Source organism: Erwinia sp. AnSW2-5, from assembly GCF_045107195.1.
Taxonomy (GTDB): Bacteria; Pseudomonadota; Gammaproteobacteria; order Enterobacterales; family Enterobacteriaceae; genus Erwinia.
Genome location: NZ_JBJGXA010000033.1, coordinates 39817 through 64662 on the forward strand (window position 1 = coordinate 39817; position 24846 = coordinate 64662).

25 protein-coding genes and 4 tRNA genes are annotated in these 24846 nt (G+C 54.5%); 12 read left to right on the forward strand and 17 right to left on the reverse strand.

Annotated elements, in window-relative coordinates:
* Positions 1 to 35: 35 nt before the first annotated feature.
* A complete protein-coding gene (gene gltX, locus ACFL9S_RS19520; RefSeq protein ID WP_405263510.1) occupies positions 36 to 1445 on the reverse strand; it encodes a glutamate--tRNA ligase in 1410 nt (469 codons plus the stop codon).
* A gap of 258 nt (positions 1446 to 1703) precedes the next feature.
* Here gltX and ACFL9S_RS19525 point away from each other — a divergent pair.
* From ACFL9S_RS19525 to ACFL9S_RS19545, 5 genes are all read left to right on the forward strand, one after another.
* Positions 1704 to 1779, forward strand: a tRNA-Val gene (locus tag ACFL9S_RS19525).
* A gap of 54 nt (positions 1780 to 1833) precedes the next feature.
* Positions 1834 to 1909: transfer RNA gene (locus ACFL9S_RS19530), tRNA-Val, on the forward strand.
* 35 nt (positions 1910 to 1944) lie between these two features.
* Positions 1945 to 2020 (forward strand) — tRNA-Val (locus ACFL9S_RS19535).
* A gap of 4 nt (positions 2021 to 2024) precedes the next feature.
* Positions 2025 to 2100: transfer RNA gene (locus tag ACFL9S_RS19540), tRNA-Lys, on the forward strand.
* Positions 2101 to 2258: 158 nt separating this feature from the next.
* Complete coding sequence (locus ACFL9S_RS19545; RefSeq protein WP_405263511.1) at positions 2259 to 2600, forward strand: FlxA-like family protein; 342 nt, start codon at positions 2259 to 2261, stop codon at positions 2598 to 2600.
* Here ACFL9S_RS19545 and ACFL9S_RS19550 read toward each other — a convergent pair.
* Positions 2597 to 3517: a LysR family transcriptional regulator gene (locus ACFL9S_RS19550; protein WP_405263512.1), complete on the reverse strand. Its 921-nt coding sequence runs from the start codon at positions 3515 to 3517 to the stop codon at positions 2597 to 2599. The genes ACFL9S_RS19545 and ACFL9S_RS19550 overlap by 4 nt on opposite strands.
* A 94-nt stretch (positions 3518 to 3611) precedes the next feature.
* On the opposite strand from ACFL9S_RS19550, the gene ACFL9S_RS19555 reads away from it, so the two are divergent.
* Positions 3612 to 4634, forward strand: coding sequence for a bile acid:sodium symporter family protein (locus ACFL9S_RS19555; RefSeq protein ID WP_405263513.1), 1023 nt, complete (start codon positions 3612 to 3614; stop codon positions 4632 to 4634).
* Between the two features lie 6 nt (positions 4635 to 4640).
* On the opposite strand, the gene ACFL9S_RS19560 is transcribed toward ACFL9S_RS19555, so the two are convergent.
* From ACFL9S_RS19560 to zipA, 3 genes are all read right to left on the reverse strand, one after another.
* Complete coding sequence (locus tag ACFL9S_RS19560; protein WP_200643969.1) at positions 4641 to 4868, reverse strand: DUF3820 family protein; 228 nt, start codon at positions 4866 to 4868, stop codon at positions 4641 to 4643.
* 1 nt (position 4869) lies between these two features.
* Entirely contained in the window at positions 4870 to 6882 is a 2013-nt protein-coding gene (gene ligA, locus ACFL9S_RS19565; protein WP_405263514.1) for an NAD-dependent DNA ligase LigA, read from the reverse strand.
* Between the two features lie 68 nt (positions 6883 to 6950).
* Positions 6951 to 7886, reverse strand: coding sequence for a cell division protein ZipA (zipA, locus tag ACFL9S_RS19570; RefSeq protein WP_405263515.1), 936 nt, complete (start codon positions 7884 to 7886; stop codon positions 6951 to 6953).
* 220 nt (positions 7887 to 8106) lie between these two features.
* Between zipA and cysZ the strand changes: the two genes are divergently transcribed.
* From cysZ to crr, 5 genes are all read left to right on the forward strand, one after another.
* Positions 8107 to 8868, forward strand: a complete 762-nt coding sequence (gene cysZ / locus ACFL9S_RS19575) for a sulfate transporter CysZ (protein ID WP_405263516.1) — start codon at positions 8107 to 8109, stop codon at positions 8866 to 8868.
* Positions 8869 to 9063: 195 nt separating this feature from the next.
* Positions 9064 to 10035: a cysteine synthase A gene (gene cysK, locus ACFL9S_RS19580; protein ID WP_405263517.1), complete on the forward strand. Its 972-nt coding sequence runs from the start codon at positions 9064 to 9066 to the stop codon at positions 10033 to 10035.
* A 393-nt stretch (positions 10036 to 10428) separates the two neighbouring features.
* Positions 10429 to 10686 carry a phosphocarrier protein Hpr gene (gene ptsH, locus ACFL9S_RS19585; RefSeq protein ID WP_034916267.1) on the forward strand — a complete coding sequence of 86 codons (258 nt, stop codon included), beginning with the start codon at positions 10429 to 10431 and terminating at the stop codon, positions 10684 to 10686.
* A 216-nt stretch (positions 10687 to 10902) separates the two neighbouring features.
* Positions 10903 to 12630: a phosphoenolpyruvate-protein phosphotransferase PtsI gene (gene ptsI / locus ACFL9S_RS19590; RefSeq protein ID WP_405263518.1), complete on the forward strand. Its 1728-nt coding sequence runs from the start codon at positions 10903 to 10905 to the stop codon at positions 12628 to 12630.
* 42 nt (positions 12631 to 12672) lie between these two features.
* Positions 12673 to 13176, forward strand: a complete 504-nt coding sequence (gene crr / locus ACFL9S_RS19595) for a PTS glucose transporter subunit IIA (RefSeq protein WP_405263519.1) — start codon at positions 12673 to 12675, stop codon at positions 13174 to 13176.
* 59 nt (positions 13177 to 13235) lie between these two features.
* On the opposite strand, the gene ACFL9S_RS19600 is transcribed toward crr, so the two are convergent.
* The 12 genes from ACFL9S_RS19600 to ACFL9S_RS19655 all read right to left on the reverse strand — a co-directional run bounded on the left by ACFL9S_RS19600 (position 13236) and on the right by ACFL9S_RS19655 (position 23734).
* Positions 13236 to 13931 carry a GntR family transcriptional regulator gene (locus ACFL9S_RS19600; protein WP_405263520.1) on the reverse strand — a complete coding sequence of 232 codons (696 nt, stop codon included), beginning with the start codon at positions 13929 to 13931 and terminating at the stop codon, positions 13236 to 13238.
* 39 nt (positions 13932 to 13970) lie between these two features.
* A complete protein-coding gene (locus ACFL9S_RS19605) occupies positions 13971 to 15323 on the reverse strand; it encodes an ATP-binding protein (protein ID WP_405263521.1) in 1353 nt (450 codons plus the stop codon).
* Entirely contained in the window at positions 15320 to 16000 is a 681-nt protein-coding gene (locus ACFL9S_RS19610; RefSeq protein ID WP_405263522.1) for a response regulator transcription factor, read from the reverse strand. The genes ACFL9S_RS19605 and ACFL9S_RS19610 overlap by 4 nt, the downstream gene beginning before the upstream one ends.
* Before the next feature lie 165 nt (positions 16001 to 16165).
* Entirely contained in the window at positions 16166 to 17044 is an 879-nt protein-coding gene (gene cysM / locus ACFL9S_RS19615; protein WP_405263523.1) for a cysteine synthase CysM, read from the reverse strand.
* Between the two features lie 81 nt (positions 17045 to 17125).
* Positions 17126 to 18214 (reverse strand): sulfate/thiosulfate ABC transporter ATP-binding protein CysA, encoded by a 1089-nt coding sequence (gene cysA, locus ACFL9S_RS19620; protein WP_405263524.1) that lies wholly within the window; start codon positions 18212 to 18214, stop codon positions 17126 to 17128.
* Positions 18204 to 19079 carry a sulfate/thiosulfate ABC transporter permease CysW gene (gene cysW, locus ACFL9S_RS19625; protein ID WP_405263525.1) on the reverse strand — a complete coding sequence of 292 codons (876 nt, stop codon included), beginning with the start codon at positions 19077 to 19079 and terminating at the stop codon, positions 18204 to 18206. Before cysW ends, cysA begins: the two co-directional genes overlap by 11 nt.
* Positions 19079 to 19912 (reverse strand): sulfate/thiosulfate ABC transporter permease CysT, encoded by an 834-nt coding sequence (gene cysT, locus ACFL9S_RS19630; protein WP_405263526.1) that lies wholly within the window; start codon positions 19910 to 19912, stop codon positions 19079 to 19081. The genes cysW and cysT overlap by 1 nt, the downstream gene beginning before the upstream one ends.
* A gap of 2 nt (positions 19913 to 19914) precedes the next feature.
* Complete coding sequence (locus ACFL9S_RS19635) at positions 19915 to 20928, reverse strand: sulfate ABC transporter substrate-binding protein (protein WP_405263527.1); 1014 nt, start codon at positions 20926 to 20928, stop codon at positions 19915 to 19917.
* Positions 20929 to 21151: 223 nt separating this feature from the next.
* Positions 21152 to 22048, reverse strand: coding sequence for a Dyp-type peroxidase (locus ACFL9S_RS19640; protein WP_405263528.1), 897 nt, complete (start codon positions 22046 to 22048; stop codon positions 21152 to 21154).
* A gap of 114 nt (positions 22049 to 22162) precedes the next feature.
* Positions 22163 to 22783 carry an RpoE-regulated lipoprotein gene (locus tag ACFL9S_RS19645; RefSeq protein WP_405263529.1) on the reverse strand — a complete coding sequence of 207 codons (621 nt, stop codon included), beginning with the start codon at positions 22781 to 22783 and terminating at the stop codon, positions 22163 to 22165.
* Positions 22784 to 22852: 69 nt separating this feature from the next.
* Positions 22853 to 23299 carry a DUF2919 domain-containing protein gene (locus tag ACFL9S_RS19650; RefSeq protein ID WP_405263530.1) on the reverse strand — a complete coding sequence of 149 codons (447 nt, stop codon included), beginning with the start codon at positions 23297 to 23299 and terminating at the stop codon, positions 22853 to 22855.
* 9 nt (positions 23300 to 23308) lie between these two features.
* Positions 23309 to 23734 carry a GNAT family acetyltransferase gene (locus tag ACFL9S_RS19655; RefSeq protein ID WP_405263531.1) on the reverse strand — a complete coding sequence of 142 codons (426 nt, stop codon included), beginning with the start codon at positions 23732 to 23734 and terminating at the stop codon, positions 23309 to 23311.
* 207 nt (positions 23735 to 23941) lie between these two features.
* Between ACFL9S_RS19655 and amiA the strand changes: the two genes are divergently transcribed.
* A complete protein-coding gene (amiA, locus tag ACFL9S_RS19660; protein ID WP_405263532.1) occupies positions 23942 to 24811 on the forward strand; it encodes an N-acetylmuramoyl-L-alanine amidase AmiA in 870 nt (289 codons plus the stop codon).
* Positions 24812 to 24846 lie beyond the last annotated feature (35 nt).

A 24846-nucleotide genomic window follows, 5' to 3' on the forward strand; every position in this document is an offset into this window, starting at 1 on the left:
CCCGGCTATAAGCCGGGGTTTTTTTATGCGGTGTATCAGACTTCGCGGGTGGCGATAAACGCCAGCGCTTTTTCAATGCGTGCCACACTGCGCGAACGACCAATCGCATGTACGGTCACATCAAGCGCAGGCGACTGCCCTGCCCCCGTTACAGCAACGCGTAGCGGCATACCCACTTTACCCATACCGACTTCCAGCTCATCCGCTGTCGCCTGAATGGCATGATGGACATTTTCAGCGGTCCAGTCGGTAATGGCAGCCAGCTTGTCACGCACCACTTCCAGCGGCTGACGCGCAACCGGGCGAAGATGTTTCTTCGCAGCATCGGCATCAAATTCGTCAAATTCTTCATAGAAGTAACGACATGACGCAGCCATCTCTTTCAGCGTCTTACAACGTTCACCCAGCAGAGTAACCAGCTGAGCCAGCTCAGGGCCAGTGCGGGTATCGATGTTTTCCTGTTCGATATGCCATTGCAGATGGGTCGCAACGTATTCCGGTGCCAGGCTGTTTATGTAGTGGTGGTTCAACCACATCAGCTTTTCAGTATTAAATGCACTGGCAGATTTGCTGACCACATCAAGATCAAACAACGACTTCATCTCTTCAATCGTGAAGATCTCCTGATCGCCATGAGACCAGCCCAGGCGCACCAGATAGTTCAACAGGGCTTCCGGCAGATAGCCGTCATCACGATACTGCATCACACCTACGGCACCGTGACGCTTAGACAGTTTCTTGCCGTCATCACCCAGGATCATGGAGACGTGCGCGTAAACCGGCACCTGAGCACCAATCGCTTTCAGGATGTTGATCTGGCGCGGGGTGTTGTTGATGTGATCTTCACCACGGATAACATGGGTGATTTCCATGTCCCAGTCATCGATCACGACGCAGAAATTGTACGTTGGCGCACCGTCGGTACGACGAATAATCAGATCGTCCAGCTCCTGGTTGCTGAACTCAATCGGGCCACGGATCTGGTCGTCAAAGATCACTGAGCCTTCCTGCGGGTTGCGGAAGCGCACCACGCAAGGTTCATCATCGGCGTGATGTTCATGGCTGTCACGGCAGCGGCCGTCATAACGAGGCTTCTCATTATTCGCCATCTGGTTTTCGCGCAGCACTTCGAGACGATCTTTCGAGCAGTAGCACTTATACGCGCTGCCCGCGTCCAGCATCTGATCGATGACGGCGTTATAACGGTCAAAACGTTTGGTCTGGTAGTACGGGCCTTCATCCCAGTCGAGATTCAGCCAGTTCATGCCATCCATAATGGCATCGATCGCCTGCTGAGTTGAACGCTCCAGGTCGGTATCTTCGATACGCAGCACAAACTCACCGCCGTGATTGCGGGCAAAAAGCCAGGAGTAAAGTGCGGTACGAGCGCCGCCAACATGCAGGTAACCAGTTGGGCTGGGAGCGAAGCGGGTTTTGATTTTCATTAATGAATGCCTTATTACGCGGAGGCTTTGGCCAGAGTCAGAACAGTTTTTTCGTGGACAACATTCTATCACCTGCGGGCGAATCCTCAACGCGAATCCCTGTTTGCAGGCAGGGATTATCCCCCATTGTGGTCAGCAACCCTCTGTTTTTGCCTGAAATGAGAACATCCTGATTATTTTTACGACGAACACACATTTTACGCTGAAAAAGCGTTGACTCATTTCAGCGGATCCCTATAATGCGACTCCACACAGCGGGGGTGATTAGCTCAGTTGGTAGAGCATCTCCTTTACACGGAGGGGGTCGGCGGTTCGAGCCCGTCATCACCCACCATTCATTATATGAATGATGCCCGCGCAGTAAGCAGTACCCAGAGATTTGAGATGTGGGTGATTAGCTCAGTTGGTAGAGCATCTCCTTTACACGGAGGGGGTCGGCGGTTCGAGCCCGTCATCACCCACCATATCTCGGTGCAGTCTCGGTAAGCAGTAACGATATGGGTGATTAGCTCAGTTGGTAGAGCATCTCCTTTACACGGAGGGGGTCGGCGGTTCGAGCCCGTCATCACCCACCATATCGGGTCGTTAGCTCAGTTGGTAGAGCAGTTGACTTTTAATCAATTGGTCGCAGGTTCGAATCCTGCACGACCCACCAATGTAAGAAGGCGCCCTAAAGGCGCCTTTTTGCTGTCTGCGATTTGAACCCGCTGGCTTTCCTTTCATTTTCTTATCACTCCTTTTACGCTTTCCAGCCTCAAGTCTAAAGCGATCCGGTCCGATAACCTGTATTGGTTAATTACAAAGGAGACAGAGATGACAACCATCAATACCAGTTCCAGCGTATCCAGCGGCTCAAGCAGCAGCTCCGCTTCGCAGACGGTCAGCATCGCCAAGCAGATTACTAAACTGCAAGAACAGCTGAAAAGCCTGAGCGACGATACCACTCTGACGGACGATCAAAAAACTGAGCAACAGCAGATGATCGAAAGCCAGATCGCGATGCTGGAAGCGCAATTAGCGCAAATCCAGCAGCAGCAGGAACAGAAAGCCGTCGAAAAGCAGGAAGACAGTAAAGCCCCGGACAGCGGCAGCAGCAAAATCGCTGACGGCGTTAACCGCCCGACCGAAAATAATAAGCTGAATGTCTATATCTAGAATGGCGATGCGCTAGCACGTTGTTGCGTCAGCAGCTCAGCCTGCTGACGCACTTCCTGCCATATTGCCTCTGCCGCTGGCGTCAGCGAGCGGTTTTTACGTCTTACCAGCATAATGGTGCGGTTGATCTCCGGCACAATCCGGCGGACCATCAGCGGCCTCCCCTGCGGTAATGGCAGCGCAAGTGCCGGTAAAATACTGATGCCTATCCCGGCTTCCACCATCGGATAGAGCGTGGCCGGATGGCCGATCTCCTGGGCAATCTCCGCTTTCACCTGCTGCCCACGCAGCGCCTCGTCAATCAGCACGCGGCTGCCAGACGCGTAATCCTGCAACACCAGCGTGCGCTGATTGAGCATATGCCAGTGAATCGTCTCCTGCTGTGCCAGCGGATCGTCCTGGCGGCACAGCAGCAGAAACGGCTCATCCAGAATCGCTTCGCACTCCAGGTCATCCGCCTGTAGCGGCCCAACCACAATGCCAAAATCCACTTCCGCATTGCGGATGCTTTGCAGCACCCATTGTTGTGGGCGATCGCGCAGCATGACTTTGATTTCCGGGTAATGCAGCTGGCCCGCCGCCAGACACTGCGGCATCAGATGCGCAGAGATGGTCTGGCTGGCCGCCACACGCACCGTACCGCTACGCTGTTGCCCGTAGCTGCGCACATCCAGCAGCGTGGTGTTCAGCTCCTCCAGCAGTCGCTCAAGACGGCTGGCGAGCTGTTGCCCGGCTTCGGTCAACAGGACTTCTCGAGTCGTCCGGTCAAGCAGGCGGATCCCCATTTCACTTTCCAGCTCTTTAATGCTGTGGCTCACCGCCGACTGACTGAGGCCAATCAGCTGGCCCGCCTGGCTGAAACTCCCCTGCTGAGCAACCGCAACGAACACCCGCAGCTGACGTAACGTGTAATTCATCGATTTGGCTCATATATGAATTCAATAAATCAATTTTATTTCTAAACCGTGCCAGCGCACAATAGCCGCATGATTTTTTAACCAGGCATTAACAATGGGCATTTTTCGTATCGATCCACTGATGTTGAAACTGATTATCACCGTGCTGCTGGCGTCGTTTCTGCCTGCACGCGGTCATTTTGTCGATTTCTTTGAATGGCTGACGACGGCAGCCATCGCCCTGCTGTTCTTTATGCATGGTGCTAAGCTGTCGCGGGAAAAAATTATTGCGGGCGGCGGCCACTGGCGCCTGCATATATGGGTGATGTTCAGCACCTTTGTGCTGTTCCCTGCGCTGGGCATGCTGTTTGTCTGGTGGCATCCGCTGAATGTCAGCACCGAGATTTATACCGGGTTCCTTTACCTGTCTATTTTGCCTGCCACCGTGCAGTCATCTATCGCCCTGACCTCACTGGCGGGCGGTAATGTGGCAGCGGCGGTTTGCAGCGCCTCGGCATCAAGCCTGCTTGGGGTCTTTATTTCTCCGTTGCTGGTCGGCCTGTTGATGAATGTCCACAGCGATGCCGTGGGTGGCAGCCTGGAGCAGATGGGTAAAATCATGCTGCAACTGCTGGTGCCGTTTGTTGTCGGGCATCTTTCCCGTCGCTGGATTGCTGACTGGGTGGAGAGAAATCGCGGCCTGATTGGCAAAACCGACCAGGCTTCAATCCTGCTGGTGGTTTACTCGGCCTTCAGTGAAGCGGTGGTGAACGGTATCTGGCATCGTGTCGGCGCGATGACGCTGGTGTGGATTGTGGTGGGTAGCCTGGGTCTGTTGTTCGTGGTGCTGGCGATTAACCTGGCTGCCGCGCGGCTGTTTGGCTTTAACCGTGCGGATGAGATCACCATTCTGTTCTGCGGGTCGAAAAAGAGCCTGGCGAACGGCGTACCCATGGCTAACATTCTGTTCCCGTCGGCCGCCGTGGGGATTATCGTGCTGCCGCTGATGATCTTCCACCAGGTACAGTTAATGGTCTGTTCCATGCTGGCGCAGCGCTACAGAAAAGCAGGCGAAAAACTGGCTGCACAACACAAGGCGAGCAATAGCAAACCTGCTGTGATGGAGTCGCAGAAGTAAGAGAGTTTACGGGGCCTGGTGGCCCCGTTTTAACGGTTTCACCAGACCTTCCAGCCCTTCTATTTTGATAGCCAGCGTGATCTGCATCAGCTCCCCCAGATGCCCCTGAGGAAACTCATCTTTGCGGGCAAACCACAGCAAATACTCTTCCGGCAGGTCAATCAACGTCCGGCCTTTGTATTTGCCAAACGGCATTTCAGTATTGGCGATCTCAATCAGGTGCTGTTTTTCCATGTCATTCACCCAGTAAACGTATCATTTCCGCTTCGTCAATCACCGGGATACCCAGTTCCTGCGCTTTCACCAGCTTGGAACCTGCGGCTTCTCCGGCAATCACCAAATCCGTTTTCTTCGATACACTGCCACTCACTTTCGCGCCGAGCGCTGCCAGTCGGTCTTTGGCTTCATCACGCGACAGAATGGTCAGTGAACCGGTCAGTACCACGGTTTTTCCGGCAAACGGGCTGTCGATCTCTTCCGCTTTCACCACCACAACGTCAGGCCAGTTGATGCCCGCTTTCTCCACCAGCAGGCGGATCACCTCACGGTTGCTCTCTTCATCCAGGAAGTTACGCACGTGGCTCGCCACCACTTTGCCGACATCCGGCACGGCAATCAATGCCTCCAGATCTGCCGCCATCAGCGCCTCCAGCGTGCCAAAATGCGCTGCCAGGTTAGCCGCCGTGGCTTCACCAACTTCACTGATGCCCAGGGCATACAGGAAGCGGGCAAAGGTGGTCTGCTTCGCTTTCGCCAGCGCATCCACCACATTCTGTGCTGATTTCGGCCCCATGCGATCCAGCCCGGTGAGTTTACCCGCCGTCAGATCGAACAGATCGGCCGGATTCAGGACGTACTCTTTATCCACCAGCTGATCGATAATCTTTTCGCCCATCCCGTCGATATCCAGCGCCCGACGCGAGACAAAGTGTTTTAACGCACCTTTGCGCTGTGCGCCGCAAATCAGGCCCCCTGTACAGCGAGCAACCACCTCGCCCTCCACGCGTTCAACGTCGGAACCACATACCGGGCATTGAGTCGGAAACACCACGTCACGGGCATCTTCCGCGTGTTCTACCACGCTGACCACTTTCGGGATCACATCACCCGCACGGCGGATCACCACGCGGTCACCCACCTTCAGCCCCAGCCGTTCAATCTCGTCGGCGTTGTGCAACGTCGCGTTACTGACGATAACCCCGGCGACCAGCACTGGCTCCAGCCGTGCTACTGGGGTGATCGCCCCGGTACGCCCCACCTGGAACTCAACGTCACGCACGATCGTCATCTGCTCCTGAGCGGGGAATTTAAACGCAATTGCCCAGCGTGGTGCGCGGGCAACAAAGCCCAGTTGCTCCTGGAGATCGAGCGAATCTACTTTGATCACCACGCCATCAATATCAAAACCGAGCGTCGGACGATCGGCTTCAACTTCACGGTAAAAGGCCAGCACTTCATCGGCGTGATGGCACAGACGCACGCGGTCGCTGACCGGTAAGCCCCAGGCTTTAAACTGTTGCAGGCGCCCCATATGGCTGCGCGGCATCTCGCCCCCTTCCAGCAGCCCCAGGCCGTAACAGAAGAACGTCAGCGGGCGTTTGGCGGTAATACGCGGGTCAAGCTGACGCAGGGAGCCAGCAGCAGCATTACGCGGGTTAGCAAACACCTTGCTTCCGGTACGACGCGCTTCGTCGTTCATTTTTTCAAAACCGGGCAGTGGCATAAACACTTCACCGCGCACTTCCATGCGTGCCGGAATATTGTCACCGCTCAGGCGCAACGGGATGGCACGAATGGTGCGCACATTAGCAGTAATATTTTCACCGGTGGTGCCATCGCCGCGCGTTGCTGCACGCACCAGCTCACCGTTTTCATACAGCAGGCTTACCGCCAGTCCGTCCAGTTTCAGCTCACAGCAGAACGTGATGTCATCGCTGTTTTTCAGACGGTCCTGCACGCGTTTGTTAAATGCCAGGTAGCTCTCTTCATCAAAGGCGTTATCCAGTGACAACATCGGCACTTCGTGGCGCACCTGATCAAAAGCCGCAAGCGGTGCAGCGCCAACGCGCTGGGTGGGTGAATCACTGGTGATCAGATCGGGATGATTCGTTTCCAGCTCTCGCAGTTCACCCATCAGGCGATCGTACTCTGCATCCGGCACTTCCGGCGCGTCCAGTACGTGATACTGATATTCATGGTGGCGAAGCAGGGTTCGCAAATGGTTGATTTTGTTTTGTACGGATTCCATAGCGGCACCATCAGAGATGAAAAACCCCCGAAGTCGGGGGTTTAGGAAGAGAGTGAGTATTGTGAAACTTACTGGCTGTTGGCGTCAATCACATCGCGGATGCGTGCTTTATACGTTTCCAGCTTTTGCGGCGTCATCATGCGGCGTTCATCATCCAGCACCACACCGCCAACATCATCAGCGATACGCTGGGCAGATTGCAGCATCAACTTAAAGTTCTGATGCGCATCGCCGTAGGACGGCACCATCATAAAGATCGACACGCCCGGCGTGGTGAAATTCGACATGTTGTCGGGATTAAACGACCCCGGTTTCACCATATTCGCCAGGCTGAACAGGACCGGGCCGCTGCCCGCCGGGTTCAGATGACGATGGAAAATATTCATTTCACCAAACTGGAAACCGGCCTGTAGCACACCCTGTAACAGGGCATCGCCGTTGATGCTGCCCCCCGCGTGGGCAGAAACATGCAGCACCAGCACCGTCTCTCTCCGACGTGCTTCTTCGCGCTTCGCTTCGGCGACCTCAGCGGCTGACGGCGGCACGGCTTCAGGTTCAGGCTGAGCCTGCACACGAGCAGCAGGTGCAACCTGACGGATTGGCTGAGGCTGACGCACAGGTTCAGCGACCTCCGGTTCAGGGGCATGCTGCAGCGCATCACCGAAGAGCGGATCGGATTCCGGTTGTTTATCAACGATAGGCTGATGACGAACCGGTTCAGGCTGCGGGCGAGGTTTGGGTTGACGCGGCGGCTCATCCCCGGCGTTAAAGCCACCCAGGGAAGGCTCCGATGGCTCGGGCTGGCTGCGTTGTACGCGCACTTCGCCCACGCTCTCATCTTCGTCCTCGAACGCTTCTTCTCTCTCTTGCTTTAAACGTTTGTGTGGGCGATCACGAAAAACGGATGAGCGCTCTTTACGGCTGGTCCACAGGCCGTGAAGAAGAAGCGCTATTATGGCGATCGCGCCAACAACGATTAATATCAGACGCAAATCCTGCATCATTGTATTCTCTGTTGTTCCAATACCTTGCCACCGCGGCAAACTTTATCCCCTAACTGTATTTGCCCAGGTACACAAGTGCAAGTCTGTGCAGTATTTTCTGACAAATATCCCGGTCTGAGGTCGCTTTTTTGCTGTTTTTTCGCTCAAAGCCCCTCTGTAAAGAGGAAAAAGCTGAGTTATGATAACCGCCGCCAGCCCATTGAAAGGAGAAAAGCAGTACATGTCACATCACAATTCTGACCCAAAACATAATGGCGTCCACTATTTTGCCCAGGGGTGGAAGCTGATTCTTCTGCCGGGTATCCGTCGTTTTGTCATTCTTCCACTGCTGGTCAACATCCTGTTAATGGGTGGCGCTTTCGTCTGGCTGTTTGGTCGTCTCGGCCACTGGATCCCCGAATTGATGGCGATGATCCCCAGCTGGTTGCAGTGGTTAAGCTATCTGCTCTGGCCGCTCATTGTGCTGTCTATTATTTTAGTCTTTAGCTACTTTTTCTCCACTATTGCCAACTGGATTGCCGCCCCTTTCTGTGGCCTGCTTGCCGAACAGTTGGAAGGCCGCCTGACCGGTAAACCGTTGCCCGACAATGGCTGGAGCGGACTGGTAAAAGATCTGCCACGCATCATGAAGCGCGAATGGCAAAAACTGGCTTATTACCTGCCCCGCGCCCTGGTGCTGTTTTTGCTTTATTTTGTGCCGGTATTCGGCCAGACCGCCGCCCCGGTATTGTGGTTCCTGTTCAGCGCCTGGATGTTGTCTATTCAGTACTGCGACTTTCCCTTCGATAATCACAAAGTGAGCTTCCGTCAGATGCGTTCAGCGCTGCGACAAAATAAAACGGAGAACATGCAGTTCGGGGCGCTGGTAAGCCTGTTCACCATGATCCCACTGCTGAATCTGGTGATTATGCCAGTCGCTGTGTGTGGAGCCACCGCCATGTGGGTTGATAAATACCGCCCTGCCCTGGCGCTGAATCGTTAGATCATATCGGGCCGACCCGCACATCTGGTCGGCCCTTACCCACCGAAGTGGCTTAAGCAAAATATGCTGCTTATTCCATTTCTGTAGGGCTTATTTCTGCAGAACATATCTATATTCGATTTCTTCACTTCCTTGGCTAAATGAACAAGGTATGCTCTAAGCGTTCCCAATATTTCATACAGTTAAGGACGGGCTATGAGTAAGATCTATGAAGACAACTCTTTAACAATCGGTCATACGCCGCTGGTTCGACTGAACCGCATCGGTAATGGACGCATTCTGGCAAAAGTAGAGTCGCGTAACCCTAGCTTCAGTGTCAAATGCCGTATCGGTGCCAATATGATTTGGGACGCAGAGAAACGCGGAATTTTGAAGCCAGGCATCGAACTGGTTGAACCGACCAGCGGTAATACCGGTATTGCCCTGGCGTATGTTGCCGCAGCACGCGGTTACAAACTGACGCTAACCATGCCGGAAACCATGAGCGTTGAGCGCCGTAAGCTACTGAAAGCGCTGGGTGCCAATCTGGTGCTGACCGAAGGCGCGAAAGGCATGAAAGGTGCCATTAGCAAAGCGGAAGAGATTGTTGCAGGCGACCCGGACAAATTTGTTCTGTTACAGCAGTTCAGCAACCCGGCCAACCCGGAAATTCATGAAAAAACCACCGGCCCGGAAATCTGGGAAGATACCGATGGTGAAGTTGACGTGTTTATTGCTGGCGTCGGTACCGGCGGTACGCTGACCGGCGTAAGCCGCTACATTAAAAACACCAAAGGCAAAAAAGAGCTGATCACCGTTGCGGTTGAGCCAACTGATTCACCGGTGATTGCTCAGGCGATTGCAGGTGAAGAGATTAAACCTGGTCCCCATAAGATTCAGGGCATCGGCGCAGGCTTTATCCCAGGCAACCTCGATTTGAACCTGGTTGACCGCGTTGTTGCCATCTCTAACGAAGAAGCGATCTCGACAGCACGTCGCCTGATGGAAGAGGAAGGTATTCTTGCCGGTATCTCTTCCGGTGCGGCCGTAGCCGCTGCCTTGAAACTGCAGGAAGATGAAGCTTTCGCCAACAAAAATATCGTGGTGATTCTGCCCTCTTCCGGCGAACGCTACCTTTCAACCGCACTGTTTGCCGATCTGTTCACTGAAAAAGAACTGCAACAGTAGTGCCAAAAAGGCGATATTGTCTGAAAAAGCACCCGGTCGGGTGCTTTTTTGTGGAGTACGTCAAACTTTTACCACCCTGTAGATTGATTTTACCCACCAGTGTCTGGTATTTAAGCTGCCAATTATTTCGATCCGTAAAATTAATCGCCGCGTGAACTGGATCAAGCTGAATCGATTTACTGGTTTGGCGCACAAAGCGAAATAGCGGCATAATGGTAAATGGAAAAGTACTGGGAAACACCGCGTTCTTTCTCACTCTTCACTCCACCTTACCAGCGCATTTTTTGGCCAGTCTTTGTACCATGCCAGCGCGACTCACTACAGGCTAAAGTTCAGCCATCCGGCTAGACTTTAGATCAACAACACCAAACCAAATTAAGTTGGGGAAACATAATGTTCCAGCAAGAAGTTACCATCACCGCACCAAACGGCCTGCACACTCGTCCAGCAGCTCAGTTCGTTAAAGAAGCTAAAGCTTTCGCTTCAGAAATCACCGTGACCTCTAACGGTAAGTCTGCCAGCGCGAAAAGCCTGTTCAAATTACAGACTCTGGGTCTGACTCAGGGCACCGTGGTGACCCTGTCAGCTGAAGGCGAAGATGAGCAGAAAGCCGTTGAGCACCTGGTTAAACTGATGGCAGAACTGGAGTAATCCGGTCGCTTTCAGCTTCGATAGCGAAGTGTTTTCGGACAGAGTTATGCAATATTGATCGCGAACAGTACGTTCGCGATATTGTTTCCGTAAAGTTACCCAAAGCTGACGAAACAGGTTGTGTTCTCCGTCTGGCTCGCTGAGTGGATTAACCGATGTGCAGTCATCCGCGGTTCTCCGCCTCAGATGATTATCAGAGAAAGAAAAGGTAGGGTTATGATTTCAGGCATTTTAGCATCACCGGGTATCGCTTTCGGCAAAGCGCTTCTGCTGAAAGAAGATGAGATTATCATCAACCGGAAAAAGATTTCTGCCGACCAGGTCGACCAGGAAATTCAACGTTTTCTTGATGGTCGTAAAAAAGCTGCCGTGCAGCTGGAAGCGATCAAAATCAAAGCCGGGGAAACCTTCGGTGAAGAGAAAGAAGCGATCTTCGAAGGGCACATTATGCTGCTCGAAGATGAAGAACTTGAGCAAGAAATCATTGCCCTGATTAAAGACGAGCACGCCACTGCGGACGCTGCTGCCTTTTCTGTGATTGAAGGCCAGGCGAAAGCACTGGAAGAACTCGATGACGAGTATCTGAAAGAACGTGCTGCCGACGTCCGTGATATCGGTAAACGCCTGCTGCAAAACATTCTTGGCCTGCATATCGTTGACCTCAGCGCCATCACTGAAGAAGTACTGCTGATTGCGAAAGATCTGACCCCGTCAGAAACCGCACAGCTTAACCTGAACAAAGTGCTGGGCTTCATCACCGACATCGGTGGCCGCACGTCACACACCTCGATTATGGCGCGTTCTCTGGAACTGCCAGCCATCGTCGGCACCGGTAATGTGACCAGCCAGGTTAAAAATGACGATTTCCTGATCCTCGATGGCGTCAACAATCAGGTGTACGTTAACCCGACATCTGAAAAAATCGACGAGCTGAAAGCCGTAGCACATCAGTACCTCAGCGAAAAAACCGAGCTGGCGAAACTGAAAGATCTACCGGCAATTACGCTTGATGGCCATCAGGTAGAAGTGTGCGCTAACATCGGTACTGTGCGTGATGTCGCCGGTGCTGAACGTAATGGCGCAGAAGGTGTTGGCCTGTACCGCACCGAATTCCTGTTTATGGACCGTGAATCACTGCCAACTGAAGACGAACAGTTCCAGGCTTATAAAGCCGTTGCTGAAGCTGTCGGTGCTCAGGCGGTGATTGTACGTACCATGGACATCGGCGGTGATAAAGACCTGCCGTACATGAACCTGCCGAAAGAAGACAACCCATTCCTCGGCTGGCGTGCGATCCGCATCGCGATGGATCGTCCTGAAATTCTGCATGCTCAGCTGCGTGCTATCCTGCGTGCTTCTGCATTCGGCAAACTGCGTATCATGTTCCCTATGATTATCGCCGTTGAGGAAGTTCGCTTCCTGAAAGCTGAACTGGAAACCCTGAAAGCTCAGCTGCGCGAAGAAGGCAAAGCCTTCGACGAAAGTATTGAAGTAGGTATTATGGTGGAAACACCTGCTTCTGCCGTCATTGCTCATCATCTGGCAAAAGAAGTCGATTTCTTCAGTATTGGGACAAACGACCTGACGCAGTATACTCTGGCAGTGGATCGTGGTAACGATCTGATCTCCCATCTCTACAACCCAATGTCCCCTTCCGTTCTGACGCTGATCAAGCAGGTTATTGATGCTTCTCACGCCGAAGGTAAATGGACGGGTATGTGTGGTGAGCTGGCAGGCGACGAACGTGCTACACTACTGTTATTGGGAATGGGGCTGGACGAATTCAGCATGAGTGCCATTTCTATTCCACGCATTAAGAAAATTATTCGTAATACGAATTTTGAAGATGCGAAGGCATTGGCAGAGCAGGCTCTGACTCAACCAACAGCGGACGAGTTGATGAACCTGGTCAACAAGTTCATTGAAGAAAAAACACTCTGCTGAGACCTGACACGCTGGCCCAATATTACTGCTTAGGAGAAGAACATGGGTTTGTTTTCAAAACTTTTTGGCGATAAGTCTGATTCCGCATCGGGTGTCATTGAGATCGTAGCACCCCTGTCGGGTGAAATCGTCAATATCGAAGACGTTCCAGACGTGGTGTTTGCGGAGAAGATTGTTGGCGACGGTATCGCTATCAAACCTACTGGCAATAAAATGGTTGCGCCGGTCGATGGCACCATCGGTAAAATCTTCGAAACCAATCATGCTTTTTCCATCGAATCAGACAACGGCATTGAGCTGTTTGTCCACTTTGGGATTGATACGGTTGAACTAAAAGGCGAAGGCTTCAAACGCATCGCTGAAGAAGGTCAGAAAGTTAAAAAAGGCGACGTGGTGATCGAGTTTGATCTGGCGCTGCTGGAAGAAAAAGCAAAATCAACGCTGACCCCAGTGGTGATCTCTAATATGGATGAGATCAAAGAGCTGGTTAAGCTGACGGGTAACGTTGTCGTGGGTGAAACCCCGGTTATCCGCATCAAGAAGTAACAGCGGTCATCGTGAACAAGCCCCCTGATTTCGGTCAGGGGGCTTTTTTTATGGGGCAATTACCAGCTTACCAGCAATGCATCACGCAGGGTGATCGGCGGAGGAGGTGCATCGTCCAGCTCCAGCTGTTGCTCAATATGGCGTAGATGTTCATCCATGATAGCCTGCGCACGAGCCACCTCCCCTGCGCGCAAAGCCGTAATCACCGCACGGTGTTCCTGGCACTGACAATCTGGTGTGTCATTACGCTGATATAACGCGACAATCAGCGAGCTGCGCACCATCAGATTAGAGAACATCTCACTCAGTACCCGGTTATCGCTGATGTTCGCCAGCAGCAGATGAAACTGGCTCAGTTCACGGATAATATGGCGGCGATCTTCACTGGCAGCGGCCACTTCTTCCGCCTGCAAGTGAGCCTCAATCTCATCATTATGCAGTGCCATCTTGCCGATAGTAATTCCGGCGAGAATTGCATGCTCAATAGCCCGACGGGCAATAAACACTTCCCGCGCCTCACGCGCTTCAGGCCGTGCTACCTTCGCCCCGCGATTTGGGGCAATCGTGACGATATGCTGCAACGCCAGCCTCTGTAAGGCCGCCTGCACGTGATTACGGTTCGCTGACAACACATCAACTATCTGTGCCTCTACCAGCCGCATACCGGGCTTCAACCGGTGCTGTGCGATTGCCATCGACAGAGAATCGACAATCCGCTGCACTTCTTGCTGTCTGGTGCTGGCCACACCGCTCATGTCTTACCTCAACGAAATAAAAAACATCACTGGCTGCTGTTAAACCACCCAGTGCGGTAAACGAATCGTCAGCTCAAGGCCGCCATCACGGGCATTAACCGCACTGACTTCACCCTGATGGGCAATCACTACTTTACGCACAATTGACAGTCCAAGCCCATAACCTTTTCCAGATAACGGTGAATTGACGCGTACAAAGGGGTCAAAAATACTGGAAAGCTTGTCAGCCTCCACCCCAGGTCCGTGATCGCGTACGCTAATCACCAGCCAGTCATGTTCCTGGTGCAGACTGATTATCACTTTCTGGCCGTGCAGGGAATACCGCAGCGCGTTACGCACCACATTTTCTACTGCCGAGCGGATCAGGTTAGCATCCCCTTTGACCGTATAATCCTGCTGCTCATCCGCATGCAACAGAATGTCGACGCCAGGGATCTGTGCTTCATAACGCGCATCATTGGTGACCGCGTTCAGCAGCCCCAGCAGATCAAAATACTGCTCATCGGGCAGGCTCTGATGTTCTGCACGCGACAACGTCAACAGTTCGCCGATCATCTTATCCAGACGACGAGCCTCTTCATCAATGCGGTCCAGGGAAGCGTTGACGCTTTCCGGCGTCTGGCGTGCCAGCCCGGTGGCCAGCTGTAAGCGTGCCAGCGGCGAACGCAGTTCGTGAGAAACGTCGTGCAGCAGCTCCTCACGCGCTTTGACCAGCACCGACAGGCGCTCAACCATTGCATCGAAGTCCTGCGCCACTACGGAAAACTCATCGTGGCGACGGCGCATCTGCGGGAACAGGCGAACCGAAAGATCGCCTTTCGAGACGCGGGCAAATCCGGCACGCAGCTGGCGCATCGGGCGCGTCAGGTTCCACGCGAGGAACAGGCTGAACAGCAAGCCGCAGATACCGCCGACAATAAACAACGGCTCCGGCATATTGAGAATACTGCGCGGATGCCCCCCCATCGTGCTGTCGGCACGCAGACCCGCCACATCATATCTCAGTTGATACTGGCGGCCATCGGCACCGGTGACCCATTCCGTCACCTCTTTCGGGAACTCGCCGGGGGCAAGATCGCGGTTTAACTCATCGCGCGGCATCACCTGGGGCGGCGGTTTATCCATCAGCTGCACGGAGAAAAAACGCCGATCGTTGGGCGGCCAGTCGACCATCATATCGTTCAGCGCGTCCAGTCCACCGCGTTGCAGCACCGACACCGCAGAGGTCATCTGCAGATTGACGATACGCTTAGTGGCCATATTTTCCGGGGGTTCATGATGTTTGCCATACAGACTAAAACCCAGCCATAACAGCTGGGTAATCGCAATATAGGTTAGCCAGAAGCCCAGCAGGATTTTCCAGAACAGAAAACCACGGAACCAGGATTTCATCGGATACGGTAACCGATGCTGCGTACCGTCTCGATATTGATGGTGTCATGGGTCAGTGCCGCCAGCTTCTGGCGGATGTTACTGATATGCACATCCACACTGCGGTCGTAGGCTTCACGCGGACGCCCCAGCCCTTTTTCCGACAGCTCGTCTTTCGATACCACGCGATCGGGGGAGCGCAGCAGCAAGTCCAGCAGGTTGAACTCTGAGGCGGTCAGGTCGAACGGTTTTTTTTGCCATTCGCTGATGCGTGTTGCCGGGTTGAGCGTCAGTTCCCCCCAGCCAATTACCTCTTTGTTTTCCAGCACTACCGGTTGCTCTTCTACGCGCCGCAACACCGCACGCAAACGCGCCACCAGCTCACGCGGGTAGCACGGCTTCGGCATATAATCATCTGCGCCCATCTCCAGGCCAATCACCCGGTCGATGTTATCGCCCTTGGCGGTCAGCATAATCACCGGCAGACGGCCGTTCTGACGCACCTGGCGCAGCACATCAATGCCGCTCATATCCGGCAGCATAATATCGAGGATCATGGCGCTGTAGTTACCGGAGAGCGCGCCTTCCACACCGGCTTTCCCCGTTAACACCAGTGAAGCATCAAAGCCTTCGGCAATCAGGTACTGACTGAGCATGGTGCCCAGTTCAAGGTCGTCATCAACCAGCAAAATTTTCATAGGGGATCTCTCAATGATACAGCCGCTATTTTCGCCTGTTATTGACAGGTTAGCAGCCGCTTTTACCCAATCCTTACAGTCTAATCAAAGGTCGGGGAGGTGTCAGGAAGGATTTGATGCGTGCAGCGGCAGAAGGTTCTGCCGCTGCGAAGAAATAATGAGAGGTCAGTAAACGCCGGTGGAGAGATAGCGATCGCCGCGATCGCAGACGATCGCCACAATAACGCTACCAGGATGCGCGTGAGCAATGCGCAGAGCACCGGCAACGGCCCCGCCAGAACTGACCCCACAGAATACCCCTTCACGCTGTGCCAGCAGGCGCATGGTCTCTTCGGCTTCCTGTTGCGACATATCCAGAACCTGGTCCACCAGCTCCGGGCGGAAAATTCCCGGCAGATAGGCGGCAGGCCAGCGGCGAATCCCCGGAATGCTGCTGCCTTCCGACGGTTGCAGACCGACTATCGTTACCGCCTGGCTCTGCTCTTTCAGATAACGCCCCACGCCGGTAATGGTGCCGGTGGTGCCCATGCTGGAAACAAAGTGAGTTAAGCGCCCCGCCGTCTGCTGCCAGATTTCCGGCCCGGTGGTAAGGTAATGCCCAAGCGGGTTATCCGGGTTGTTAAACTGATCCAGCACCTTGCCTTCACCGCGTGCCGCCATCGCGTCCGCCAGGTCGCGTGCCCCTTCCATCCCCTGCTCGCGGCTCACCAGAATCAACTCCGCCCCGTAAGCACGCATCGCCGCCTGGCGCTCAATGCTCATATTGTCCGGCATCAGCAATTTTAAGCGATAGCCTTTCATCGCGGCGATCATCGCCAGCGCAATGCCCGTATTACCACTGGTCGCTTCAATCAACACATCACCGGGGTGAATTTCACCGCGCAGCTCAGCCTGCTGAATCATCGAGAATGCGGCGCGATCTTTCACCGAACCGGCGGGATTATTCCCCTCCAGCTTGAGCCAGATTTCACTGCCGTTCACTGGCGTCAGGCGCTGGAGTCGAATCAGCGGCGTATTGCCGATGGTATTTTCGAGTGTGGTCAAGGTCTGTGGGTTCCCGCATGAAATGGCAGAGGGCCGGAAAAACCGACCCTCTGTACTTTTAAATGACATCAGAGAAAAATATCAGGCGCTTTGCGCAAAGGCAACAGGCCGTAACGGCGTATCACCGTTGTACAGGCGTGCATGTTGCAGGCCAACGAACAGGCGTTCGCCGCGAACAGGGGCCACCTGGTCACCGTCCATCACCACGGTAATCGGTTCACCGCTCCAGTCGGCAGGCACCACCACCAGCTGCCAGTAATGACCGCGCGGGCTGACTTCCAGCACCTGGGCGGGCAACGGTGTTTCAAGGCTGCTCTGACGGCTGACATCAATTTCCCACGGACGCAGGAACAGTTCTACCGGCCCCTGGTACGCAGGTGCGTAGCCCAGCGGCCAGTGATGTGCGCCAACGTGGAACTGAGAACCCTGTACCGCGCCATCGAAGCGGTTCACTTCACCGAGGAACTCCAGTACAAAGCGGGTCGCCGGGTCACGCCAGACATCATCCGGTGTGCCAACCTGCTCAATGTTGCCCTGGCTCATCACCACCACGCGATCGGCCACTTCCATCGCCTCTTCCTGGTCGTGGGTCACGAACACGCTGGTAAACTTCAGCTCTTCATGCAGCTGACGCAGCCAGCGGCGCAGCTCTTTACGCACCTGGGCATCCAGCGCGCCGAACGGTTCATCCAGTAACAGGATCTGAGGTTCAACCGCCAGCGCGCGCGCCAGCGCAACACGCTGTTTCTGGCCGCCGGAAAGCTGTGCCGGGAAACGGCCAGCCAAATGCCCAAGCTGAACCATCTCCAGTAAGCGCGTCACTTTCTGCTTAATCTCAGCGGCAGACGGGCGCTCACGACGCGGCAGCACCGTCAGGCCAAAGGCGATATTCTCGAATACGGTCATATGGCGGAACAGCGCATAGTGCTGGAACACAAAGCCCACCTGACGATCACGGGCATGCACCCGGCTGACGTCTTTACCGTGGAAGCTCAATCGTCCGCTGTTCTGGTTTTCCAGCCCGGCGATAATACGCAGCAGCGTGGTTTTCCCGGAGCCAGACGGCCCCAGCAGTGCCACCATTTGACCGGAAGGGATATCCAGTGAAATATCGTTCAGGACTTTCGTCTTGCCGAAGTATTTATTGATGCTACCGATTTCAATGCTCATGCTTCCCCTCCAGTTGCAAACGCTTCTGCTGGCTCTCTAATCGCCACTGCACTGCGCTTTTCAAAAACAACGTCACTATCGCCATCAGGGTCAGCAGCGCGGCGGCCGTAAAGGCGCCGACGGTGTTGTAATCCTGATGCAGTAATTCAACCTGTAATGGCAGCGTGTAGGTCTCGCCACGAATCGAACCGGACACCACCGACACGGCACCAAACTCACCGATGGCGCGGGCGTTGGTCAGGACCACGCCATACAGCAGCGCCCAGCGAATATTCGGTAAGGTCACATGCCAGAACATTTTCCAGCCTGACGCGCCCAGTAATACCGCCGCTTCATCTTCGTGCGAGCCCTGGCTCAACATCACCGGCACCAGCTCTCGCACCACAAACGGACAGGTAACGAAAATAGTCACCATCGCCATACCCGGCCACGAGAACATCATCTGAATATTATGTGCATCCAGCCAGCCGCCAGCCGACCCGTTAACGCCCCAGAACAGCAGGTACATCAGCCCGGCCACCACCGGTGATACAGCAAACGGAATATCAAACAGCGTCAGCAACAGCTGGCGACCCGGGAAGGTAAAGCGCGTCACCAGCCAGGCCAGCAGCGTGCCAAACACCAGGTTCACCGGGACGGTAATCAGCGCAATCAGCACCGTCAGCCAGATGGAGTGCAGCATGTCTGAATTCCGCAGGTTGTCGAGAGAGGCCATCAGACCTTCAGACAAGGCGGCCGTAAAAATCGCCACCAGCGGGATCACCAACAGCATCAGCGAGATCAGCATGCCGAGGCCAATCAGCACCCATTTCCCCCACTGAATACGTGCGCGTCCCACGCCTTTAAAATCGGTAACGTCAGCCATTAGTGACCTCCAATGCGACGGCCAAAGCGGCTTTGTAAGGTGTTAATCGCAAACAGGAGCAGCAGTGACGCAGCCAGAATCACCGAAGCAATGGCGCTGGCGGCCGGATAATCAAACTCCTGTAAGCGCACAAAGATCATCAGCGAGGTCACTTCCGTTTTCCACGCAATGTTGCCCGCGATGAAAATCACCGCGCCAAACTCACCGAGGCTGCGGGTGAATGACAGCGCCGTACCGGCCAGCAGCGCCGGGCCGACTTCTGGCAGCACCACGCGGCGAAAACTCTGCCACGGAGATGCGCCAAGTGTTTCCGCCGCTTCTTCATATTCCGGCCCTAACTCTTCCAGCACTGGCTGAACGGTCCGCACCACAAACGGGATGCTGGTAAAGGCCATCGCCACGGCAATGCCGAGCCAGGTATAAGACACTTTGATGCCAAACTGCGCCAGCCACTCGCCGTACCAGCCATTCACGGAGAACAGCCCGGCCAGTGTCAGCCCCGCCACCGCCGTCGGCAGCGCAAACGGCAGGTCCATCAGACCATCCAGCAGCGCGCGCCCGGGGAAACGATAGCGGGTCAGGATCCACGCCATCAGCATGCCAAAGACCGCGTTAAAAATAGAAGCCACCCCGGCGGCCAGCAGCGTCACTTCATAGGCTGCCATAACCTGCGGGTTGGTGATCACGTCCCAATACTGCGCCAGCGTCATCTGCGACAACTGCATCAGCAGCGCGCTGATCGGCAGCAACAGAATCAGACAGGTGAAAAAAAGGCTGCTGCCCAGGCTGATACCAAACCCAGGCAGAACACGTTTACTGCTTGCTGAAAACATGACTACCGTCCCGCCGCTAACAACTTATCCAGTTCGCCACCGCTGACGAAATGGGTTTTCATCACCTGCTCCCAGCTACCAAAATCATCGGCCACGCGGAACAGGTCCGTCTGTGGGAAACGATCTTTTTGCTGCGCCATCAGCTGTGGATTATTCACGCGATAATAAAACTGCGTGATAATTTGCTGGGCAGCCGGAGTATACAGATAGTTAAGATAGGCTTTTGCCGCCTCTTCAGTGTGGTTTTGTTCAACATTTTTATCGACCCACGCTACCGGGAACTCAGCCAGAATATTGGTTTTCGGCACAATGACTTCATAGCCATCTTTGGCGTACTGATTGCGAATGGTGTTCACCTCCGATTCGAAACTGATCAGCACATCGCCCAGGCCGCGCTCGACAAAGGTAGTGGTGGCACCGCGCCCGCCGGTATCAAACACTTCGACGTTTTTCAGGAACTGCGTCATTAGCGCTTCCGTCTTCGCTTTATCTTTACCGTCGGTGCGATCAAAAGCGCCCCAGGCCGCCAGATAGGTATAGCGTGCATTGCCGGAGGTTTTTGGATTCGGGAAAATCAGTTTTACATCGTTACGCACCAGGTCGTTCCAGTCACGGATATGCTTTGGGTTACCCTTGCGGACCAGAAACGCCATGGTGGAATAGAACGGTGAGCTGGCATTCGGTAAACGCTGCTGCCAGTCGGCGGGGATCAGTTTGCCTTTTTCGTGCAGGATCTGCACATCCGTCACCTGATTATAGGTCACCACATCGGCTTTCAGACCCTGCAAAATCGCCAGCGCCTGCTTGGAAGAACCCGCATGAGATTGTTTGATGGTCAGGGTGTCGCCGGGATGCTGCTGCGCCCACTGTTTTTCAAACGGTGCATTCAGGGCGCTGAACAGCTCACGCGAGACATCATAAGAGCTGTTGAGCAGCTCGGTTGCCTGTGCGCCTGTGCTCAGCAATAACGCCAGCGCGGAAGCTGTTACGTATTTTTTTACCGTTGGTAACGTCATTATGCACCCTGTGAGATTCACCGGTCGACAGACCTGGAGTGCGTTCAGTTTATTTATAACGAGGGTAAAAGCTGTAACGGTTTTATATACCGTTTGGTGCTTTGCAAGCAGAAAACGCTATAAGCATGTGGAATTGGTTATGCGGCGGGTGGAAATGACAACGACGTTGGGTGATAAACGTAGGGGCGGGTCATGACCCGCCCGGTCCAGGCATGCCTGGCCCCTACAAGGCGGCGAGCTGAGTCAGCGACGGCGCGTAGAAGTAGCTGCCGCTGACCGGTTTGGTAAAACGCAGCATCGCATCGAACTTGCCATCGGTTTCACCAAACATGCTTAACAGCTGCTGTTCAATGTTATACAGCGTCGCGCAGTAGGCCAGGAAGAACAGACCATTGGTGCCGCTGACCGTGCCGTACGGCAGGCTTTGACGCAAGATTTTCAGCCCTTTACCGTTTTCTTTCAGATCCACACGCGCCACATGAGACGTTGCCGGGCGCGCATCGCCTTCCAGCTCTTCGTTGCTCTCTTTGGTACGGCCAATAATCTGCTCCTGCTTATTCACCGCGAGGCGATTAAACATCGGTAAATTATGCTGCCAGCGCTGGCTGAAAACGTAGCTCCCGCCCGCATTGTCACCCTGGCTTATAATCGCCACCGCCTCGCGCTGTTCACCCTGCGGGTTTTCGGTACCGTCAACAAAACCGCTGAGATCGCGTTCTTCCGTCCAGCGGAACCCGTGCGTCTCTTCGGCAATGCGGATCGCACTGCCGAATGCCGCCAGCACGGCCTGCGCCAGGCTGAAATTCACATCGTGACGCAGGGACTGAATATGGATCAGCATATCGCGCTGGGTAGCAGGTGCCATACCTTTACCCAGCGGCTGGAAATCTTTGAGTTCCGCGCTGCTGTTACCCGCGCAGAGGTCGCTCCACAGACCGTTGCCAAAGGCAATGACTGCCCCCAGCCCGGCATCGGGATAACGCTGTTGCAGCAGGGATAGCTGCTCAAGGAACTGCTGGCTGCCATGACGAATGGCGTCGACGTCGCCTTCCACCATCGCTTCAAGATAAATAGCAAAACGGCGATGCTCTAATAAGATGCCGCTCTGAAAATGGGACATGTTGCTCTCCTGGCTCTCAGGGTAATTCTGGTCAGTTTTCAGAATATGATAACCCAGGTGGATGCCAGGAGAGTGTTCAAGCGCAATATTAATGCGGTCTTTAAGCAAAGCGCATTAACGACGCCAGATAATTTTGCTTAAGGTCCAGTTTTTCAGCGTGTCATCAGAAGGCATCAGACCTTCCGGGCCATGCCAGTCGCCGCTGAAAACATAGCTGATATGCTGGCTGTCAGGGGCTTTACACTCAACGCTGGCGCTGTCCGCGCCGCTGCCTTTCTGGCAGGCACCGTAGGCTTTGCTGTAGAGGTCGCTGAATGCCGTGCCAAACTTCACGCCGCTTTCGGTCGTGATGTCGTGGTCCAGGATATCAATGCGGTTGACCGTGGTATCACCGACCAGCTCCACTTTCACCTGCTTATCGCTGTCAACGCCCTGCCAGAAGTGAACGATGTTCCCGTCAGTGGTACGCATCCCCTGGCGCAGGTGATAGCTACCGTTCAGGGCATCATTCAGCACGTCACGCTGCATCAGCGTGCTGCTTTTCACCTCCCCCAACCCCTGCTCGCTCACGGTTAACGATGAACCGAACCAGTGCGTGGGTGACAGGCTGGACCACGACCAGGAGACGGGGTTCCACCAGGTGGAAGAGGGGGCGCTGTCAGAGTGAGAGGACGAACCTGCGCAGCCAGCCAGCATCAGGGCAGCCAGCAGTATCGCCGGGCGAAACGTTTTCATTGCAACTCCAGTATTCATTGTCAGGGGCTTCCGTACTGCTTGGAGTGTGAATTAACCCAAAAGTTTAACTCAGTGATTTTCAGCCGGATCAAAGCAGTCACTCAACCGCCGATACCCCAGCAGCGCCAGAATGGCGAGGCCATCCAGCAGCGTGACCATCAGCACCAGAGAGGATGCTGCGTCATCGTCCTGCCACAGGGCCACCAGCTGAACACCGAGCGTTAAGACCAGCGTCAACACCAGCACCCAGCGCCATGCCTGCCACAGGCGCGGCAGACGCTGACGATAGCCGGTCAGCAGCAGCCCGAGGGCGGCAGGAACGCCTGACGCCAGGCCCAGCCAGAAGACGTGATTATCCGGGTAAAACAGCTCAAGCAGGCTTTCGCCCTGCTGGCGTGACGCCCCGGCCGCCACAAACAGCACCCATGTGCGTGCCTGTAACAGCAAAATCGCCCAGAAAGAGAGGGGCAGTCGTAGCTGACCTTTGGTGTCGTAGTCGTCGGGGGAATATTTCAAAATAGTGAATCAATACTCGCGATCTTCAATCAGACGCTTGCCCAGCAGCAGGCTGTCCACCGTTTCGTAATCCAGCTTTTCATAAAAACCGCTTACGCCATCATTCTCTTCACGCACCATCACGTGAATTTTCGGACAGCCACGGGCAATCAGCTTTTTCTCGAGGCGATTAATCAGCGCATTGGCAAAGCCGCGCCCCTGATAATCAGGATGAACGCCAAGATAATAGGCAGAGCCGCGATGCCCGTCGTAGCCGCCCATCAGCGTGCCGACAATTTCACCGCCCACCACCGCGACCATAAACAGATCCGGGTCATGGTTCAGCTTGCGCTCAATATCCATCTCAGGATCGTTCCAGGGACGTAACAGATCGCAACGCTCCCAGAGGGTAATTACTTCTTCAAAATCATCTTGCCGGAATGCGCGGATTTCCATGAGATTTGGCCTGTGGTTAAGCATAATTTGCTGATTATCACGTATTCTTCTGTCGGTGCAAGTCCGTTGGTCCGACACAAGAAAAAAAAAGTCCACCTGCTGAAGTCGTCACCTGAAATAAATAGTAAAAACCTGAAATAGTTCCCTTCTCGCCGCCACCTCATTGTTACGATATAACAATAAGCACTTTTTGCCCCAGGATGTGCCATGAAAAAGATAAACCTGCTGACGCCGCTCACCACTCGCCGCCAGTTACTGCTTTCCGGCCTGGCATTGGCTCTGCTGGCCCACCGCCCTGCCCGTGCCGCACAAGAAGATGCCAGCCCGCGTCCGCATAACGTAGTCAGTTCACCGCCCCCTGTACGCCCGGCAAACAGCAAACGTATTGTGATGATTGATCCGGGCCACGGCGGCATTGATTCCGGTGCGGTGGGGCATGAAGGCTCTGAAGAGAAGCACGTGGTGCTGGAGATTGCCCAGCATATCCGCCATCTGCTGAGTGAACACTCACATATCGAGGTGCGCCTGACGCGCGAAAGCGACCACTTTATTCCCCTCGGTGAACGGGTTGAGATCGCCCACCAGCACGGCGCCGACCTGTTTATGTCCGTTCATGCCGACGGTTTCACCAGTCCGTCCGCAAACGGCGCCTCGGTCTTTGCCCTGTCGAATCGCGGTGCCAGCAGCACCATGGCACGCTATCTTTCTCAGCGAGAAAATGCGGCCGATGACGTCGGCGGCGTGAAAGCGGCGGACAAAGATCACTACCTCCAGCAGGTGCTGTTTGATCTGGTACAGACGGATACCATTAAGAACAGCCTGATCCTTGGCAAACATGTGCTGGGGCAAATCCGCCCGGTTCATCATCTGCACAGCCAGCACACCGAGCAGGCGGCGTTTGCCGTGCTCAAGTCGCCTTCCATTCCCTCTGTGCTGGTTGAAACCTCCTTTATCACCAACCCTGACGAAGAGAAATTACTGGGTACTACCGCGTTTCGTCAGAAGATTGCCGGTGCCATCGCTAACGGTATCGTCAGCTTTTTTGACGAGTATGAGGCGACCAGGCGCACAGGCTGACGTATAATCCACGCGTCTTTTTTTCACAGGATTTG

Excerpts from the sequence above, each read along its gene's own strand:
- gltX (WP_405263510.1), bottom strand. The coding sequence starts at position 1,445 with ATGAAAATCAAAACCCGCTTCGCTCCCAGCCCAACTGGTTACCTGCAT.
- ACFL9S_RS19545 (WP_405263511.1), top strand. The coding sequence starts at position 2,259 with ATGACAACCATCAATACCAGTTCCAGCGTATCCAGCGGCTCAAGCAGC.
- ACFL9S_RS19550 (WP_405263512.1), bottom strand. The coding sequence starts at position 3,517 with ATGAATTACACGTTACGTCAGCTGCGGGTGTTCGTTGCGGTTGCTCAG.
- ACFL9S_RS19555 (WP_405263513.1), top strand. The coding sequence starts at position 3,612 with ATGGGCATTTTTCGTATCGATCCACTGATGTTGAAACTGATTATCACC.
- ACFL9S_RS19560 (WP_200643969.1), bottom strand. The coding sequence starts at position 4,868 with ATGGAAAAACAGCACCTGATTGAGATCGCCAATACTGAAATGCCGTTT.
- ligA (WP_405263514.1), bottom strand. The coding sequence starts at position 6,882 with ATGGAATCCGTACAAAACAAAATCAACCATTTGCGAACCCTGCTTCGC.
- zipA (WP_405263515.1), bottom strand. The coding sequence starts at position 7,886 with ATGATGCAGGATTTGCGTCTGATATTAATCGTTGTTGGCGCGATCGCC.
- cysZ (WP_405263516.1), top strand. The coding sequence starts at position 8,107 with ATGTCACATCACAATTCTGACCCAAAACATAATGGCGTCCACTATTTT.
- cysK (WP_405263517.1), top strand. The coding sequence starts at position 9,064 with ATGAGTAAGATCTATGAAGACAACTCTTTAACAATCGGTCATACGCCG.
- ptsH (WP_034916267.1), top strand. The coding sequence starts at position 10,429 with ATGTTCCAGCAAGAAGTTACCATCACCGCACCAAACGGCCTGCACACT.
- ptsI (WP_405263518.1), top strand. The coding sequence starts at position 10,903 with ATGATTTCAGGCATTTTAGCATCACCGGGTATCGCTTTCGGCAAAGCG.
- crr (WP_405263519.1), top strand. The coding sequence starts at position 12,673 with ATGGGTTTGTTTTCAAAACTTTTTGGCGATAAGTCTGATTCCGCATCG.
- ACFL9S_RS19600 (WP_405263520.1), bottom strand. The coding sequence starts at position 13,931 with ATGAGCGGTGTGGCCAGCACCAGACAGCAAGAAGTGCAGCGGATTGTC.
- ACFL9S_RS19605 (WP_405263521.1), bottom strand. The coding sequence starts at position 15,323 with ATGAAATCCTGGTTCCGTGGTTTTCTGTTCTGGAAAATCCTGCTGGGC.
- ACFL9S_RS19610 (WP_405263522.1), bottom strand. The coding sequence starts at position 16,000 with ATGAAAATTTTGCTGGTTGATGACGACCTTGAACTGGGCACCATGCTC.
- cysA (WP_405263524.1), bottom strand. The coding sequence starts at position 18,214 with ATGAGCATTGAAATCGGTAGCATCAATAAATACTTCGGCAAGACGAAA.
- cysW (WP_405263525.1), bottom strand. The coding sequence starts at position 19,079 with ATGGCTGACGTTACCGATTTTAAAGGCGTGGGACGCGCACGTATTCAG.
- cysT (WP_405263526.1), bottom strand. The coding sequence starts at position 19,912 with ATGTTTTCAGCAAGCAGTAAACGTGTTCTGCCTGGGTTTGGTATCAGC.
- ACFL9S_RS19635 (WP_405263527.1), bottom strand. The coding sequence starts at position 20,928 with ATGACGTTACCAACGGTAAAAAAATACGTAACAGCTTCCGCGCTGGCG.
- ACFL9S_RS19640 (WP_405263528.1), bottom strand. The coding sequence starts at position 22,048 with ATGTCCCATTTTCAGAGCGGCATCTTATTAGAGCATCGCCGTTTTGCT.
- ACFL9S_RS19645 (WP_405263529.1), bottom strand. The coding sequence starts at position 22,783 with ATGAAAACGTTTCGCCCGGCGATACTGCTGGCTGCCCTGATGCTGGCT.
- ACFL9S_RS19655 (WP_405263531.1), bottom strand. The coding sequence starts at position 23,734 with ATGGAAATCCGCGCATTCCGGCAAGATGATTTTGAAGAAGTAATTACC.
- amiA (WP_405263532.1), top strand. The coding sequence starts at position 23,942 with ATGAAAAAGATAAACCTGCTGACGCCGCTCACCACTCGCCGCCAGTTA.